13 protein-coding genes and 1 pseudogene are annotated in these 15,859 nt (G+C 58.2%); 12 read left to right on the plus strand and 2 right to left on the minus strand.

What is annotated here, in order from left to right:
* The first annotated feature begins 22 nt into the window (after positions 1-22).
* Positions 23-1,414 (plus strand): GntP family permease, encoded by a 1,392-nt coding sequence (locus HMPREF0908_RS04610; protein WP_006690281.1) that lies wholly within the window; start codon positions 23-25, stop codon positions 1,412-1,414.
* A 75-nt stretch (positions 1,415-1,489) separates the two neighbouring features.
* Here HMPREF0908_RS04610 and HMPREF0908_RS04615 read toward each other — a convergent pair.
* Positions 1,490-2,748 (minus strand): annotated as a pseudogene (locus HMPREF0908_RS04615) (diaminopimelate decarboxylase family protein).
* 181 nt (positions 2,749-2,929) lie between these two features.
* Here HMPREF0908_RS04615 and HMPREF0908_RS04620 point away from each other — a divergent pair.
* The 6 genes from HMPREF0908_RS04620 (at position 2,930) to HMPREF0908_RS04645 (ending at position 8,255) form a co-directional block, all read left to right on the plus strand.
* Positions 2,930-4,105, plus strand: coding sequence for an ABC transporter substrate-binding protein (locus HMPREF0908_RS04620; RefSeq protein ID WP_006690284.1), 1,176 nt, complete (start codon positions 2,930-2,932; stop codon positions 4,103-4,105).
* 66 nt (positions 4,106-4,171) lie between these two features.
* Positions 4,172-5,056 (plus strand): branched-chain amino acid ABC transporter permease, encoded by an 885-nt coding sequence (locus tag HMPREF0908_RS04625; RefSeq protein ID WP_006690285.1) that lies wholly within the window; start codon positions 4,172-4,174, stop codon positions 5,054-5,056.
* A 12-nt stretch (positions 5,057-5,068) separates the two neighbouring features.
* Positions 5,069-6,019: a branched-chain amino acid ABC transporter permease gene (locus HMPREF0908_RS04630; protein ID WP_006690286.1), complete on the plus strand. Its 951-nt coding sequence runs from the start codon at positions 5,069-5,071 to the stop codon at positions 6,017-6,019.
* Positions 6,019-6,789 carry an ABC transporter ATP-binding protein gene (locus HMPREF0908_RS04635; RefSeq protein ID WP_006690287.1) on the plus strand — a complete coding sequence of 257 codons (771 nt, stop codon included), beginning with the start codon at positions 6,019-6,021 and terminating at the stop codon, positions 6,787-6,789. The genes HMPREF0908_RS04630 and HMPREF0908_RS04635 overlap by 1 nt, the downstream gene beginning before the upstream one ends.
* A 2-nt stretch (positions 6,790-6,791) precedes the next feature.
* Complete coding sequence (locus HMPREF0908_RS04640) at positions 6,792-7,535, plus strand: ABC transporter ATP-binding protein (protein WP_006690288.1); 744 nt, start codon at positions 6,792-6,794, stop codon at positions 7,533-7,535.
* 75 nt (positions 7,536-7,610) lie between these two features.
* A complete protein-coding gene (locus HMPREF0908_RS04645) occupies positions 7,611-8,255 on the plus strand; it encodes a CBS domain-containing protein (protein ID WP_006690289.1) in 645 nt (214 codons plus the stop codon).
* 58 nt (positions 8,256-8,313) lie between these two features.
* Here HMPREF0908_RS04645 and HMPREF0908_RS04650 read toward each other — a convergent pair whose 3' ends face one another.
* Entirely contained in the window at positions 8,314-9,351 is a 1,038-nt protein-coding gene (locus HMPREF0908_RS04650; RefSeq protein ID WP_040572419.1) for an FAD:protein FMN transferase, read from the minus strand.
* A 172-nt stretch (positions 9,352-9,523) separates the two neighbouring features.
* Here HMPREF0908_RS04650 and HMPREF0908_RS04655 point away from each other — a divergent pair, with 172 nt between their 5' ends.
* The 5 genes from HMPREF0908_RS04655 (at position 9,524) to HMPREF0908_RS04675 (ending at position 15,183) form a co-directional block, all read left to right on the plus strand.
* Positions 9,524-9,904, plus strand: a complete 381-nt coding sequence (locus HMPREF0908_RS04655) for a GtrA family protein (protein WP_006690291.1) — start codon at positions 9,524-9,526, stop codon at positions 9,902-9,904.
* A gap of 482 nt (positions 9,905-10,386) precedes the next feature.
* Positions 10,387-12,234: an FAD-binding protein gene (locus tag HMPREF0908_RS04660; RefSeq protein ID WP_006690292.1), complete on the plus strand. Its 1,848-nt coding sequence runs from the start codon at positions 10,387-10,389 to the stop codon at positions 12,232-12,234.
* Between the two features lies 1 nt (position 12,235).
* A complete protein-coding gene (locus HMPREF0908_RS04665; protein WP_006690293.1) occupies positions 12,236-13,192 on the plus strand; it encodes a succinate dehydrogenase/fumarate reductase iron-sulfur subunit in 957 nt (318 codons plus the stop codon).
* Positions 13,192-14,061: a CoB--CoM heterodisulfide reductase iron-sulfur subunit B family protein gene (locus HMPREF0908_RS04670; RefSeq protein WP_006690294.1), complete on the plus strand. Its 870-nt coding sequence runs from the start codon at positions 13,192-13,194 to the stop codon at positions 14,059-14,061. The genes HMPREF0908_RS04665 and HMPREF0908_RS04670 overlap by 1 nt, the downstream gene beginning before the upstream one ends.
* A 354-nt stretch (positions 14,062-14,415) precedes the next feature.
* Positions 14,416-15,183, plus strand: a complete 768-nt coding sequence (locus tag HMPREF0908_RS04675) for a DeoR/GlpR family DNA-binding transcription regulator (protein ID WP_040572524.1) — start codon at positions 14,416-14,418, stop codon at positions 15,181-15,183.
* Positions 15,184-15,859: the final 676 nt, after the last annotated feature.

The following is a 15,859-nucleotide window of genomic DNA, read 5'->3' on the forward strand; positions in this document are numbered from 1 at the left end:
CTCGCAGTAAGGAGGTATTGCTATGACCGGATTACCGCTGATTTTCGCTTTTTGGCTGGCGATCGTCATCATGATCGTCATGATCTCAAAGCTGCGTATTCATCCGTTCATCTCCATCATGCTTGTCTCCCTTGGGCTGGGACTGGCTGCCGGCATTCCGCTTGTCGATCACAAACTCGATAACGGAACAGTGCAGCATGGTCTTGCCACCATCATCGGACAGGGCTTTTCGGGGACCTTCACAAGCATCGGCATCGTTATTATCCTTGGTGCGATGATCGGTACCGTGCTCGAAAAAACGGGCGGCGCATTGAAGCTCGCAGACATGATGATCCGCCTCGTCGGCAAGACAAAGCCCGTCATCGCCGTACAGCTCATGGGCTGGGTCGTCTCCATCCCCGTATTCTGCGACTCGGGCTTTGTTATCCTGAGCCCCATCCGCAAGGCACTCGTCCGCCGCACGGCAGTTTCTGCCGTCGCCATGACATTTGCCCTGAGCTCGGGACTCTTTATCTCACACGTCTTTATCCCGCCGACCCCCGGCCCTATCGCTGCGGCAAGCACACTCGGCATCGGCGACTATCTCCTGCAGGTGATTGGGCTTGGTCTTCTCTGCTCGATCTTTCCGCTGATCGCAGGATACTTTTACGCGCGCTGGATTGGGACAAAAGTACAGTCGAAGGATGAGGTACAGCCTGACGAGGCAACAAAGAGCTACACCGCGCTCATCGCCTCCTACGGCAAACTCCCCTCCGGCCTCAGCACACTTGCCCCGATCGTCGTCCCCATTGCGCTCATGGCGCTGTCTTCCATTGTCACTATGGCGGGCATGACCGGTCTCTCTGTCGAGGTAATCAGGTTCCTCGGTACGCCGATCATCGCCCTTGGCGTCGGCATGGTATTCGCAACGATGCAGCTCTTTTCCGTCGGACGCTCGGAGGAGTTCTACGCCATCTGCAATGACAGCCTCATGACCGTCGGCCCCATCCTCTTCATCACGGCGGCGGGCGGCGTGCTCGGCAAGGTAATTGCGACCTCCGACATGGTGAAATACATCTCGGCACACGCAGATGTGTTCGGCGGTCTGGGCATTTTCTTCCCATTCCTGCTCTCTGCGGTGCTCAAGACCGCGCAGGGCTCGTCCACCGTTGCCATGATTACGACGGCGGGCATCATCGCACCGCTGCTCACCGTCCTCGGCTTTGATACGCCGCTGCAGGCGACGCTCGTCTGCATGGCGATCGGCGCAGGAGCAATGACCGTCTCTCATGCGAACGACTCGTACTTCTGGGTCGTCTCCGAGTTCAGCGGTCTCACCCCCGATCAGGGCTACCGCGTCCAGACGATGGGCACGCTCGTCCTCGGCATCGCCGCCATGGTCGAGATTGCCCTCCTGAGTATGGTGCTGCGCTGACGCATAGAGAGAAATATTCATATAAAAAGGCGCTGTACGAAGTTTTAGCTTCGTCAGCGCCTTCTTATTATGAAATTACTTGATCAGTGAGCCCTCGTATTTCAGCGTGGCGAAGTAGTCGTCGATGGTCTGAGGACGGCGAATCAGCTCGATGCTGCCGTCCATACGGCGCAGCAGCTCCGCGCAGTGGAGCTTTGCGTTGTAGTTGAATCCCATCGCACTGCCGTGCGCCCCCGTGTCGTGGATGATGAGGATGTCTCCGATGTCGATTTTCGGCAGGGCGCGGTCAATGGCGAATTTATCGTTGTTCTCGCAGAGCGAGCCTGTCACATCATAGACGTGGTCGGCAGGTGCATTCTCCTTGCCGAGGACGGTAATATGATGGTAGGCGCCGTAGATCGCAGGGCGCATGAGGTTCGCCATGCAGGAGTCGAGGCCGATGTACTTCTTGTACGTGTCCTTCTCATGGAGCACTGTGGAGACGAGCCAGCCCGCTCACCCGTGATGCCGCGTGCACTCTCCGTACGGATGCCGACATCGCCGAGCCCGGCGGGGCGCATGATCTCATTGTAGAGCCTTTCGATGCCCGCACCGACGGCGTCATAGTCGATGCCGTCCTGCTCGGGGCGGTACGGGATGCCGAAGCCGCCGCCGAGGTTGACAAACTCAACGTGGATGCCGAGTTTTTCCTTCAGCTCCGCCGCCAGCTCGAACATGAGACGCGCCGTGAGGAGGAATGCCTCCGTGCGCAGCTCGGCAGAGATCACCATCGTGTGCACGCCGAACCGCTTCACGCCCATCTCAAGGGCGCGCCGATAGCCCTCGAACATCTGCTCACGCGTGAGCCCGTATTTTGCCTCGACGGGCTTTCCGATAATATCGTTGCCCTCGACGAGGTTGCCGGGGTTGTAGCGGAAGCAGAGGAGGTTCGGCAGGCCGGCGTGCTCCGCCATATAGTCAAGGTGACTGAGGTCATCGAGGTTGATGACGGCACCGAGCTCGATCGCCTTCTGGAACTCCTCATACGGCGTATCGTTCGAGGTGAGCATGATCTCCTCGCCCTTGACGCCCGCTGCGGCAGAGATAATGAGTTCGGGGGTGCTGCTGCAGTCCGTGCCCGCTCCGTCCTCATGCAGAATCTGAACAATGCGCGGATTCGGCAGTGCTTTTACGGCAAAGTGCTCACGGAAGCTCGGCGCCCATGCGAATGTCTCGCGCAGACGGCGGAAGTTCGCACGGATCTTTGCCTCGTCGTAGAGATGAAACGGGGTCGGGTACCGCTCGATGAGACGCAGCGTCTCCTCCTTCGTGAGCGGAAATTTCTTCTCATTCATATTATTCTCCCTTGGTGTAAATCCCTCTTCCCCCATAGTTGTGAGAAAGATATATATATGGAGTTCCGTTATTATAGCAATGAAAAATCCTCTCTGTCAAATGTATCCCTTGACGAACGGCGTGCGCTCCCGTATAATGTGGACTATATTTTTCATAGGCATTATCTAAGGGGGTATATCCATGAGATTCGGAGGAAAAGCCTTGCGTCTTGCCGCTGCACTCGTCGGCACAGCTCTTCTTGGCTCGGCACTTGCCGGCTGCGGAGGAAATACGGCGAACTCGGACGAGATCCGCATCGGCGCAAACTTTGAAATGACCGGCAACACGGCGAACTACGGCACATCGACGCTCGAAGGGCTGAAGCTCGCGATCAAAGAAGCCAATGATGCCGGCGGCATCAATGGCAAAAAGATCACCCTCGTTGAGGCGGACAACAAGTCCGAAGCGGCAGAGTCCGTCAATGCAGCGACAAAGCTGATCTCCGACGATCATGTCCGCGCCATCGTAGGCCCTGCGACAACCGCAAACGTCATCGCCGAGTCACAGATTGCGGCGGACAACAAGATCCCCGTCATCGCCCCGGATGCAACGGCAGTGGACGTCACGGTCGAGAATGGTCAGGTGAAGGAGTGGATCTTCCGCAGCTGCTTCATCGACCCGCAGCAGGGGGATGTCATGGCGAAGTTTGCCCTCGATACACTGAAAGCGAAGACGGCGGTCATCTACCTCGACAATTCGACGGACTATTCCAAGAGCCTCGCACAGGTCTTTGAGAAGGTCTTCACCGCCGGCGGCGGCAAGGTGCTAATGACCGAGGCATTCCTGGGCAAGGATCAGGACTTCAAGGCGACGCTGACGCGTCTGCGCGAGGCGAATGCGGATGTGATCTTCGTCCCCGCCTACTATGAGGAAGTCGGCAAGATCGTCAAGCAGGCGCGTGAGATCGGCATCACAGCGCCCATCATCGGCACGGACGGCTGGGATGATCCAAAGGTCGCCGCGCTCGCAGGAGCGGATGCGCTGAACAACACGTACTTCAGCACACACTACTCCGACAAGGATGAGTCAGTGCGCCCCTTCATCGATGCCTATCAGAAGGAATACGGCCACATGCCGAACGTCTTTGCTGCCCTCGGCTATGACGCCGGCAAGCTGCTCGTTGATGCGCTGAAGCGTGCAGGCTCCGACGATCCCGAGGCGCTGCGCAAAGCCCTCGAGGAGACAAAGGACCTCATCGTCGGCACGGGCACGATCACGATGGATGCAAACCACAACCCGATCAAGCAGGCAGTCATCCTCGAGAATAAGGATGGCGACCGCGCGGTGGTCGCAAAGATCATGCCGAGCGCAAACTAATCTGCACAGAAACGTTCAAAGAGCCGCATCCTGCGGCTCTTTTCATCATCTCAGGGAGGTTTTTCTATGGAGGTACTGCAACAGATTCTGCAGCAGCTCATCAACGGGATTTCGCTCGGCAGCATCTACGCGCTGATCGCTCTCGGCTATACGATGATCTACGGCATCATCAAGCTCATCAACTTCGCCCATGGCGATATCTACATGGTCGGGGCATACCTCGGCTTCTACGCGATCACGCTCGGGATCCCCGTTGTGCCGGCGATTCTCATCTCCATGGCAGTCACGTCCCTGCTCGGTGTCGTGGTGGAGCGGCTGGCCTACCGTCCGCTGCGCCACGCGCCGCGCATCTCCGTGCTCATCACGGCAATCGGCGTGTCCTTCCTCCTCGAGTACGTGATGATGGCGATTGTCTCACCGACGCCGCGCACGTTCCCCGCCACACTCAGCGACGTGTCGTTTGACCTCGGCGGGCTCATCATCAGCGGTCAGCAGATGCTCATCATGGGCGTCACCCTCCTGCTGATGCTCATCCTCACCTACATCGTCCGCTCGACAAAGATCGGCAAGGCGATGCGTGCCGCCTCCTACGATACGGAAGCGGCACAGCTCATGGGGATCAATGCGAACCGCATCATCTCGATCACGTTTGCCATTGGCTCGGCGCTCGCCGCTGTTGCGGGCGTACTCATCGGCATCTACTACAACTCGATCGATCCGCTCATGGGCATCATGCCCGGCATCAAGGCGTTCGTCGCGGCGGTGTTCGGCGGCATCGGCATCCTGCCGGGCGCCGTCGTCGGCGGCATCGTTCTCGGCATTGTCGAGGCGTTTATCTCGGGGCTCGGCTTCTCCATGTTCCGCGATGCGGCGGCTTTCGCCATCCTGATTCTCGTCCTGCTCATACGCCCTGCGGGCATATTCGGCAAGAATGTTAAGGAAAAGGTCTAAGGAGGGGTGACGATGAATCCATCAACGAAAAATGATCTCAAAATGCTCGTCTTTGCCCTCATCATTTACGCCGTCATCATGGGGCTGACGAGTGCGGGGATGCTGAACGCCTTCTGGCAGCTCAATCTCATCTTTGCGGGCATCAACATCATCCTTGCGGCGAGCCTCAACCTCATCAACGGCTACACGGGACAGTTTTCCCTTGGGCACGCGGGCTTTATGGCGATCGGTGCCTATGTCGGCGTCGTGCTCACAACGAATTTTCACCTGCCCTTTGCGGCGGCACTCCTCGCGGGCGGCGCTGCGGCAGGACTGCTCGGCGCGCTGATCGGTCTGCCGACGCTGCGTCTGCGCGGCGACTATCTCGCCATCGCGACCCTGGGACTTGGCGAGATCGTCCGCATCATCATCATCAACGTTCCCTATGTCGGCGGTGCGGCAGGATTCAAGGGCATCCCGCACCTCACGAACTTCACATGGGTGTTCTTCCTCATGCTGGCCACGCTCTGCATCATCAAGAACTTTGTGAACTCCCGCCACGGCCGTGCCTGCCTCGCCATCCGTGAGAACGAGATCGCGGCGGAGTCCATGGGCATCAACACGACGAAATACAAGGTGCTTGCCTTTACCATCGGCGCATTCTTTGCGGGCGTGGCGGGCTGCCTTTTCGGGCACAACATGTACATCCTCAGCCCCGCATCCTTTACCTTCATGCAGTCGTTCAATATCCTCATCATGGTCGTCATGGGCGGTCTCGGCTCGATGACGGGATCGATCGCGGGCGCACTTGTCGTGACCTTCCTCTCGGCGGCTCTCGCGAGCTTCCCGAATGCGCGCATGATCATCTATGCGCTCGCGCTCATCCTGCTCATGTTCTACCGTCCGCAGGGTCTCTTCGGCTACGTTGAGATCACGGCGATGCAGCCGCTGCGCCGCTTCTTTCGGAAGGGAGGAGAAGCATAATGGCAAAAAACCTGCTCTCAGCAACGGATGTCTCCATGGTCTTCGGCGGACTCAAAGCGGTCGCCGACTTTAACATGCACATCAAATACGGCGAGCTGATCGGACTCATCGGACCGAACGGCGCCGGCAAGACCACTGCGTTCAATCTCCTCACGGGCGTCTACCATCCCACGACAGGCGAAATCCTATTCAAGGACAAGAGTATCGTCGGACTATCTCCCTACCAGATCACGGCACGCGGCATCGCCCGCACGTTCCAGAACATCCGCCTCTTTGGCGAGCTCTCCGTCCTCGACAACGTCAAGATCGCCTATCACTGCCACATGAACTACGGTCTCATCGAGGCGATACTGCGCGTCGGACGCTATCGCACGGAGGAGGATAAACTCACAGAGGAGGCACATCGTCTGCTCGAGATCTTCCATCTCGACGGCATGGCGCAGGAGAAGGCGAAGAACCTCCCCTACGGAGCACAGCGCCGTCTCGAGATCGCGCGTGCCCTCGCGGCACAGCCGTCCCTCCTGCTCCTCGACGAACCGGCGGCAGGCATGAACCCGCAGGAAACGATCGAACTCATGGAGATGATCCGCTGGGTGAAGAAGGAGTTCGGCATCACGATTCTCCTGATCGAGCACGATATGTCACTTGTCATGGGCATCTGCGAGCGCATCTACGTGCTCGAGTACGGCGCAATTATCGCAAACGGCACGCCGGACGAGATTCGGAAAAACCCCGAGGTCATTCGCGCGTATCTGGGGTCGGAGGAATAATCATGGCAAACGAAGCAACACAGCCGCAGAACGGCATCCCCATGCTCCGCATCGCGGATCTCAACGTCTACTACGGTGCAATCCACGCACTGAAGGGCATCTCGCTTGAGGTGCATCAGGGGGAGATCGTCACCCTCATCGGTGCGAACGGTGCGGGCAAGTCCACGACGCTGCGCACGATCTCGGGGCTGATCGCTCCGAAGAGCGGCGCCGTCGACTTTGAGGGACAGGGCATCGCGGGGCTCGGCGCCCACGACATCGTACGCCGCGGCATCTCACAGGTGCCCGAGGGGCGGCGCATCTTTGCCGATATGACCGTCCTCGAGAATCTCGAACTCGGTGCCTTCATCCGCAATGACAAGGACGGCATCGCGAGCGACATGGAGATGGTCTTTACGCGTTTTCCTCGTCTGAAGGAGCGCATCTCCCAGCAGGCGGGCACGCTCTCGGGCGGTGAGCAGCAGATGCTCGCCATGGGACGCGCACTCATGAGCCGTCCGCGTCTCCTGCTCCTCGATGAGCCGTCGATGGGGCTTGCGCCGCTCCTCATCAAGGAGATCTTCTCCATCATCGTTGACATCAACAAGGCGGGCACGACCATCCTGCTCGTCGAGCAGAACGCCAATATGGCGCTCTCCATCGCGAACCGTGCCTACGTTCTCGAGACGGGACGCATCACGCTCTCGGGCGACGCAAAGGATCTTGCTGCGAGCGAGGAGGTACGCAAGGCCTATCTGGGCGGATAAGAAAAGAAGGAAAACACGCCCTAAAGCGCGAATATTACAGTAATATACAAATTCATCCCTGCAAGGAGGAGCATTATGTTTGTTGCCAACTGCATGACCAAGAACCCCATCACCATTGCCCCCGATGTGGGGATCGACGAGGCGGCAAAGATCATGGACAAGGGGCATTTCCGCCGCCTGCCTGTCGTCGAGCACGGAAAGCTCGTCGGCTTCTTCACAAACCGCGACCTCCTGCGCGCCTCGCCTTCGGCAGCAACCACGCTCGACCGCTTTGAGCTGCGCACCCTGCTCTCGAAGATCAAGGTCGCTGACGTCATGCAGAAGAACGTCATCACCGTGACCGACACAACGACGATCGAGGAAGCGGCGCTCATCATGGCGCGCGAAAAGATCGGCGGCATGCCCGTCCTCTCCGAGATCGGCAAAGTCGTCGGCATCATCTCCTCCACGGATATCTTCCGCGCCTTCGTCACCATCATGGGACTCGACAGCGGCAAGACGCGCCTGACCGTCGCGGTCACCGACCGCAAGGGCGTCCTCCGCGACATTGCCACCATACTCGCCGATCTTGACATCAGTATCGACAGCATGGTCACCATCCCCCAGCCGAGCGGCACCTACGACATCATCATCCGCGCCGACATACCGGATGTGGAGACAGTCAGGGAGCGTCTCGCGGCAAAGGGCTTCAACGTCAGCCACGTCACACAGATCGGGTGACCTTCTCTGCAGCAAAGGCCTGCCTTCGGAATACGCTTCCGAATGGCAGGCCTTTTTGTCACTCGATCACATGTCCATCTGTCCCAATCAGGATGAGCTGTGCACCCGGAATCTCCGAGAGGAGGCTGCGCCCACGCTCCGCGCCCATGACGAAGATTGCCGTCGAGAGCATATCCGAGAGCTGTCCCTCATGCCCTGCCCACGCGGTCCCCTCCATCGCATTCTGCGGCAGAATGACGGTGACGGATGCGAGTCCCGTCTCTGCGGGATAGCCCGTGCGCGGGTCGACGAGATGATGATACCGCCGCCCCTCGCAGAGAAAATACCGCTCATCGTCGCCCGATGCGGAGAGCATGGCATCTGAGAGCTGCGCCGCCGCAGCGAGATCGCTGCGGCTTTCCCCGCGCGGATTGCGGATGCCGATATGCCACGGCTCCCCCTCCGCATTCACGCCGCACGCGAGAATCGAGCTGCTGCCGAGATCGGCAAGAGCATTCACTGCGCCGCCTGCCGCCCAGCTGCGCGCGATGCCGTCGAGTGCCAGCCCCTTGATGAGTGCGCCGCGGTCGATCTTCATCCCCGCGCGCAGAAGCCGTACCTCCGGGTGCTCTCCATCATCAGCGGCACGCTCTCGCAGCTCAAGCGCATGCCAATCGACGTGTGCGCGCGCCGCGGCGACCTCCTCCGCCGTCGGCGGATACTGTGCGGCACGCGCCGCATCCCACAGCTCCGTCAGCGTGCCCGAGGTAATATCAAACGCACCGTCCGACTGGCGCGCCATCTCCTGCGCAAGGGCAAGCGTCTCATAGAGCCCGGACGGCACCTCCGTCCATTCCCCCGTCCCTGCCGCCGCCTCCACACGGGCGAGCACCGCACCGTCCGCATCCTCCTCCACCGCAGTAAGTACCGCCATCCCGTCCCGCAGCGCCGCCTGCGACGTGATCTCATCCGCACGCACGGTCAAACGTGCCACCGTCCCCATCACGATCCGCGTCTCCTCCGCCGTCACATCCCCCCCGCACCCGCCGAGGAAGAGTGCCATGCCGAGCAGAAGAACAAGGGGCGACTTGAACAACCGGAAAAACTTTTGTATCATATATAGGATTCCTTTCTTCAGCGGCGATATCGTATGATCATCCTTCTGCACCAATATCGAAGCAAGAGAGCACCATGTTCCTAAGTGAACCTTAGCAGAGCAAGTGCCTCTGTGCAGCATGCAGAAACAGCAGACGATATTCACGCCGCAGTTCAATCCTCCGAGGTGACCCATGCCATCCAGATTTCATGAAATTCTCCGTTTCCTCCTCGTCGGGGGCGGCTGCTTCCTGCTCGACTACGGGCTGCTCTACATCCTCACAGAGTATGCAGGGCTCTACTATCTCCTCTCGTCGGGGATCTCCTTCAGCATCTCCGTCTTTGTCAACTATCGTCTCTGCCTCATCTACGTCTTTCATGGCGCATCCGCCGAAACGCACCGCGCGAAAATCCTCTTCTTCGGCTCAAGCATCGCAGGACTTGTCCTCAACCAGATCCTCATGTGGGTGCTCGTCGACGGACTCAGCGTCTACTACATGCTCGCCAAGATCATTGCCGCCGGCATCGTCACCGTGTGGAACTACGTCCTCAAACGCCGTGCCCTGCGCAGCTAAGGAAGTACTGATATCTTGGGAAGCACTGATAAATTCGGCACGACCATCTTGACGCATCTTTTTCGCCCGCTTATCGTTAGCAAATCCTCCACATAGCCCTCGCTATGCGTCCGGTTTGCTGCCTCAATCGGACAAAAAATCTACGCCAATCTGGCATACCTCATTTTATCAGCGATTCCCTTGTATTCTAACAACATCCCGCGCGCTGCGCAAGCACGGGAATGCCGGCATACTGTCAGTTCTGATGCAGCAGCACACACGCAGCCTCCGTTCACAGCACACCCGCCACCGCCTAGCCCCCTCCCCCGCTTCGTCAGGGGAGTTTTTTTGTGCCATTTTAGCCCTTATGCTCCGCAATATTCAGTAAAGTACTTCTTTTATCCAAAAAGAAGGAGTTCTTTCTCCAAGAACGAAATAGGAATCTATTATAGGATTTATTTATAATTGAAATAGATTCTATGTATCATTAGGAGGGAAAAGCAATGGCAATGGAAATCTCACGCCGCACCTTTATCAAGGGAACAGCAGCGGCGGGCGTTGTCCTCATGTCCGGTGCCTATCTCGGCTGCGGGGGAAAGAACATCCCGGAGCAGGTACGGCGCGGCGACGTGACCTATGACGTGCTCGTCATCGGCAGCGGCGGTGCAGGGATGCGTGCAGGACTCGCGGCAGCTCAGAACAAGGATCTGAAGGTCGCTGTCCTGACGAAGCTCGTCCCGACGCGCTCGGCATCGACGATGGCACAGGGCGGCATGAACGGCGTGACGGGCGTCACCGACCCTAATGACAGTATCGAGTCGCACACATTCGACACGATCAAGGGCGGCGACTATCTCTGTGATCAGGACGCAGTCGAGTATTTCGCAGAGAACGCGGGCAAAACCATCTTCGAGATGGACTACATGGGCTATCCGTACAACCGTCAGAAGGATGGTCACTTCCATCAGCGCAAGATGGGCGGCTCATCCTATCCGCGTGCAGCATACTTCGAGGATCGTGCGGGACACGCCATGGTGCACGCACTCTTCGAACAGTGCCTTGCACACAATATTGATTTCATCTCCGAGTGCCAGATGCTCGAGATCAGCATGACGGACGCCGGCAAACTCGCGGGCATTGTCGCGATGGATATGCGCTCGGGCGACCTCATCGGCATTCCCGCGAAAACGATCATCATTGCCACAGGCGGCTACGGCCGTGCCTACTGGGTGCGTACCTCCAATCCGTACAGCTCGACGGGCGACGGCATCGTCGCAGGCATGAACGTCGGGATCCCGTTCAAGGATCCCGAAATGGTGCAGTTCCATCCGACAGGTCTCTCCGTCAACGGCGTTCTGCTCTCCGAGTCCAGCCGCTCCGAGGGCGCACAGCTCTTCAACAAGAACGGCGAACGCTTCATGTCGAAATATGCCCCGGAGAAGATGGAGCTCGCGACGCGCGACATTGTCGCACGCGCCATCGCCACGGAGATCGAACAGGGACGCGGCATCGGCGAGGGGCTGACCGCCGGCGTCTACCTCGACTTTACAAAGATCCCGCCCGAGCGCATCCACGAACGCCTCGGGCAGGTCTACGGCCTCGCAAAGCGTTTTGCGGGCGTTGATATTACGAAGGAGCCTGTCCTCATCAGCCCGACCTGCCACTACTCCATGGGAGGCCTTGAGATGGCCGACTACAAGACGGGCGCGACGCGCATCCCCGGCATCTTTACGGCGGGCGAGTGCAGCTGCGTCTCCGTCCACGGTGCGAACCGCCTTGGGGCAAACAGTCTCTCCGAGGTGCTCGTCTTTGGCAAGACGGCAGGCGAGGGTGCCGCCGCTTACGCCAAGGAACACAGCTACGAGGGCACACAGGATCAGCTCGCTGCAGCGTGCACGAAGTGGAAGGATCACTTTGACAAGGTGACCGCACGTCCGCACACGACGAACCGCACGGTTCCCGAGATCCGCGATGCCATGGTCAACACGATGTGGTACAAGGCGGGCGTGTTCCGTGACGGTGCGCAGCTCGAAGCGGCCTCGAAGGAACTGCGTGCGCTCGAAGAGGATTACAAGAACTGCTATGTCGGCGACAGCTCCCATGTCTACAACACAGCATTCGAGCAGTATGTCGAACTCGGCAATCTCCTGCAGATCTCCCATGCCATCGTGCAGGGCGCGGCGGCACACAAGGAGAGCCGCGGCGGACACTCGCGCCGCGATTTCCCGAAGCGCGACGATGTGAACTTCCTCAAGCATACGCTGATCTACAAGCAGCCCGACGGGAAGTACACGGCGGAGTACAAGGACGTCGTCATCACGAAGTATCCGCCAAAGGAAAGGAAGTATTGACATGGACGCAACACTCAAAATCCATCGCTATGTCGAGGGCAAATCGTGGGTGGACACGTTCACCGTGCCGCGCTCCACAGGGCTTACTGTCCTCGGCGCACTGACCTACATCAAGGAGCAGCAGGATCCGACGCTCTCCTTCACCTGCTCCTGCCGTTCGAGCATCTGCGGCGCATGCGCCGTGCGCGTCAACGGCAACGCCGAGCTCTCCTGCGAGGTGCTGATTGACGACCTCACGGCACGCTATCAGAGCGACGAGCTCACGATCGAGCCGCTCGGCAACTTCCGCGTGATCCGCGACCTCATCGTCGACTGGGATCCAAAATACGCGCGCCTCAAAAAGGTAAAACCCTCCCTCCATCCGAAGGACGAGTTCACGGTGGAAACGGGCTGTCTCCAGTCCCCCGAGGACTTCAACAAGTACAAAAAATACGCAGGCTGCATTCTCTGCGGATCCTGCGTCTCCGAGTGCAACAAGAACACACTGAATCAGGACGACTTCCTCGATCCCTTTGCCTTCGTCAAGGCGGAGAAGCTCGTCGCCGACTCGCGCAGCAAAAGCCCCGAGGAGCATCTGAAGGCCGTCATCGAGGCCGGGCTGTGGCGCTGCTTCAACTGTCAGGAGTGCACAGCAAAATGTCCGAAAGGGCTCGACCCCGCCGGTGCCATCGAGAAGCTGAAGGCGGAAACCTTTAAGCATCACCTCGACGACAACGTCGGTGCGCGCCACGCAAAGGCGATCTACGATGACATCCAGACCTCCGGCACGCTTGACGAGTCGAAGCTCAACATCAAATCCGAGGGATACCTCATGTCGAGCCTGCGCCTGCCGATGGCACTGCGCCTCATGAACGTCGGCAAGATGGATCCGCTCGCCAAGCATCCCGTCAACCCCGAGATCAAGACCATCGACGCCATTGTCAAGGCGGCGGAGAACGCCGATAAGGAGGACGCATAATGAAATACGCACTATTCCCGGGCTGCGTCCTCGACGGCGCGGCAGCCGAGGCATATACCTCGCTCAAGAAGGTCTGCGAAAAGCTCGGCATTGAGATCGAAGAAATCCCGAACTGGACGTGCTGCGGCGCATCCCACGGGCAGGGCGTGAACGACCTCGCCATGCTCGCCATAAACGCACGCAACATCTCCATCGCAGAGAATATGGGACTCCCCATCCTCACTGTCTGCAATACCTGCACGCTGCAGCTGCGCACGGCGAAATACCGACTCGACCATGAGCCGGGGCTGAAGGACAAGGTGAATGCCATCCTGGAGGAAGCAGGTCATCCGTACGCATATCAGGGGACGAGCGACATCACGCATTTCCTCTGGGTCCTCGATGAGCATCCCGAGGTGCTCGACGGAAAGATCACGGACGCACTGCAGGGGACAAAGGTCGCCTGCTACTACGGCTGCCACATTCTGCGTCCGAAACCGCAGATGCACTATGAGGAAGGCGACTATCCCGAGTCCTTCGAGCGTCTCGTACGCCGCCTCGGGGGGGAGCCCGTCTGGTTCGATGCGGGGCGCAAGTGCTGCGGCTTCCACGCACAGTTCACCGCCGAGCACGACGTGCTGACCGTCACAGGACAGATCGCCGCAAGTGCGGCACACGCAGATGCCGATCTCATCGCCACCCCATGCCCGCTCTGCCAGATGCAGCTCGATATGTACGGACCCGAGGGACGCGACGCGGTCCGCGGTGAGACCGACATGCCCATCCTCCACCTGCAGCAGCTCGTCGGGCTCGCACTCGGCATGACACAGGAAGAGATCGGTTTCAATCGCCACGTCTTCGGACGCGATAAGCTGAAAGTCGGTGCGTAAAGCATCTTCTTTCGGTTAGTAAACAGAATAGTTCTTTTCGAATAAGAATTCCCCCGATCAGATACGTCCTACTGCGATATCAACATTGTATACAGGACAATGGAAATCATCGTGATCGGGGGATTTTTCTTGTTATTCCCATATAATCATAATTTAATACTACGAAATGCAGGAATTTGTTTATTATAATAGAATATAAATAATGATTTCACTCCTATAAATTTAATTCAATAGATAAAATTGTCTTGCTATTTTGTCTGTTTTGCGTTACACTAAACGCAAAGGATGGACGCTACATTGAATCGCAGATATATGAGCGTTTCTATTTTCATCTGCGTAAAGGGAGTGAATATCATGTTTCTGGAGGAGCGTCAAGAGCTCATCGTCCGCATGGTGGAGCGTGACGGCAAGGTTAAGGTCAAGGAGCTCAGCGCCAAATTCAAAGTCACCGAGGACTGCATCCGCAAGGATCTCGGGTCACTGGAGCGGCAAGGACGCCTCAAGCGCACCTACGGCGGTGCCGTGAAACTGACCCAAAGCGTTCACATGATCGAGGTAAGCCGTCATCGTCACATGGATGTCGAGGCAAAGCGGCGCATCGCGCAGGCAGCTGTCTCTCTCATCCATGACAAGGATATGGTCTTCCTCGACGTGTCCACGAGCAACCTTGCCATTGCAGAACTGCTCATGAAGAGCGACCGTGATTTGACCGTTGTCACGAACATGGTCGATGTGCTCGGCGTCCTGGCACGCAATCCCCGCATCGAGCTGATCTTTGCGGGCGGGCAGATCAACCGCGGACGTGACGGATTCTGGGGCGGTATGACGCAGGACTTCATCGGAAAGCTGAAGCCCGATATTGCCTTTGTCGGCGCCGTCGGCGTCAACGTCAAGGCAAACAGTGTCTCCACCTACGACATCGACGACGGACTCAACAAGGCAACCATCATCGCCCGCAGCAAACGTTCCTACGTACTCGCGGAAGCGCGCAAGCTCGCTGCTGACGGCAACTATGACTATGCACCGCTCAATTCCCTGTCGGGGCTCGTCACGGATACGGAACCACCATCCGACATTCGTGCCGCTGCCGCAGACCTGGGGGTTGATGTCGTACTTCCGTAACATCTCTCATTGATCGGACAGAACCGAGACGGGCTTGCCGTCTCGGTTTTCTTGTGCGAAAATATAGGAAACACTGATAAAATGAGGTCTGCCAGATTGGCGTAGATTTTTTCGTCCGAACGAGGTGGAAAACCGGACGCAGAGTGGTGCTCTGTGGAGGATTTTCCGCCGAAGTGCGGGCAAAAAAGATGCGTCAAGATGGTTGTACCGAATTTATCAGTGCTTCCTATAGTTACTGTGCGTGCTCCTCGCAAACACTTCGTTGCACAGGCGGTCGTACACTTATCTGCCTAAATACCTGCGGATTCCTAAACGCGCTTCGCTTGAATTGTGCCCCCACCACCGCAAGCGGCCCCCCTCCCCCGTGATCACGGGGGAGGCTTTGGAGAACGGCCATAATAGCTTCCCCCGCCGATGCGAGTATGGAAACGGCAATATAGCTTCCCCCGCCGATGCGGGGGAAGTGCCGAACGCAGTGAGGCGATGGGGGGCGCCCGTAACGCATGCGACTTTCTATCGGAAGAATCTCAGCACGCTGCAGAGTAAGTGAGCATGATTGAAAGGGCGAGAAAGTCACGAGAGAACAACTTCATAGCCCCCAACACATACAACATACAAGGAGAAACGATTGATTGATTTACTGAAACACTGCATGCTCTGCCCGCGGCGCTGCGGC

Source organism: Centipeda flueggei ATCC 43531, assembly GCF_000160695.1.
Classification (GTDB): domain Bacteria; phylum Bacillota; class Negativicutes; order Selenomonadales; family Selenomonadaceae; genus Centipeda; species Centipeda flueggei.

Excerpts from the sequence above, each read along its gene's own strand:
- HMPREF0908_RS04610 (WP_006690281.1), top strand. The coding sequence starts at position 23 with ATGACCGGATTACCGCTGATTTTCGCTTTTTGGCTGGCGATCGTCATC.
- HMPREF0908_RS04620 (WP_006690284.1), top strand. The coding sequence starts at position 2,930 with ATGAGATTCGGAGGAAAAGCCTTGCGTCTTGCCGCTGCACTCGTCGGC.
- HMPREF0908_RS04625 (WP_006690285.1), top strand. The coding sequence starts at position 4,172 with ATGGAGGTACTGCAACAGATTCTGCAGCAGCTCATCAACGGGATTTCG.
- HMPREF0908_RS04630 (WP_006690286.1), top strand. The coding sequence starts at position 5,069 with ATGAATCCATCAACGAAAAATGATCTCAAAATGCTCGTCTTTGCCCTC.
- HMPREF0908_RS04635 (WP_006690287.1), top strand. The coding sequence starts at position 6,019 with ATGGCAAAAAACCTGCTCTCAGCAACGGATGTCTCCATGGTCTTCGGC.
- HMPREF0908_RS04640 (WP_006690288.1), top strand. The coding sequence starts at position 6,792 with ATGGCAAACGAAGCAACACAGCCGCAGAACGGCATCCCCATGCTCCGC.
- HMPREF0908_RS04645 (WP_006690289.1), top strand. The coding sequence starts at position 7,611 with ATGTTTGTTGCCAACTGCATGACCAAGAACCCCATCACCATTGCCCCC.
- HMPREF0908_RS04650 (WP_040572419.1), bottom strand. The coding sequence starts at position 9,351 with ATGATACAAAAGTTTTTCCGGTTGTTCAAGTCGCCCCTTGTTCTTCTG.
- HMPREF0908_RS04655 (WP_006690291.1), top strand. The coding sequence starts at position 9,524 with ATGCCATCCAGATTTCATGAAATTCTCCGTTTCCTCCTCGTCGGGGGC.
- HMPREF0908_RS04660 (WP_006690292.1), top strand. The coding sequence starts at position 10,387 with ATGGCAATGGAAATCTCACGCCGCACCTTTATCAAGGGAACAGCAGCG.
- HMPREF0908_RS04665 (WP_006690293.1), top strand. The coding sequence starts at position 12,236 with ATGGACGCAACACTCAAAATCCATCGCTATGTCGAGGGCAAATCGTGG.
- HMPREF0908_RS04670 (WP_006690294.1), top strand. The coding sequence starts at position 13,192 with ATGAAATACGCACTATTCCCGGGCTGCGTCCTCGACGGCGCGGCAGCC.
- HMPREF0908_RS04675 (WP_040572524.1), top strand. The coding sequence starts at position 14,416 with ATGTTTCTGGAGGAGCGTCAAGAGCTCATCGTCCGCATGGTGGAGCGT.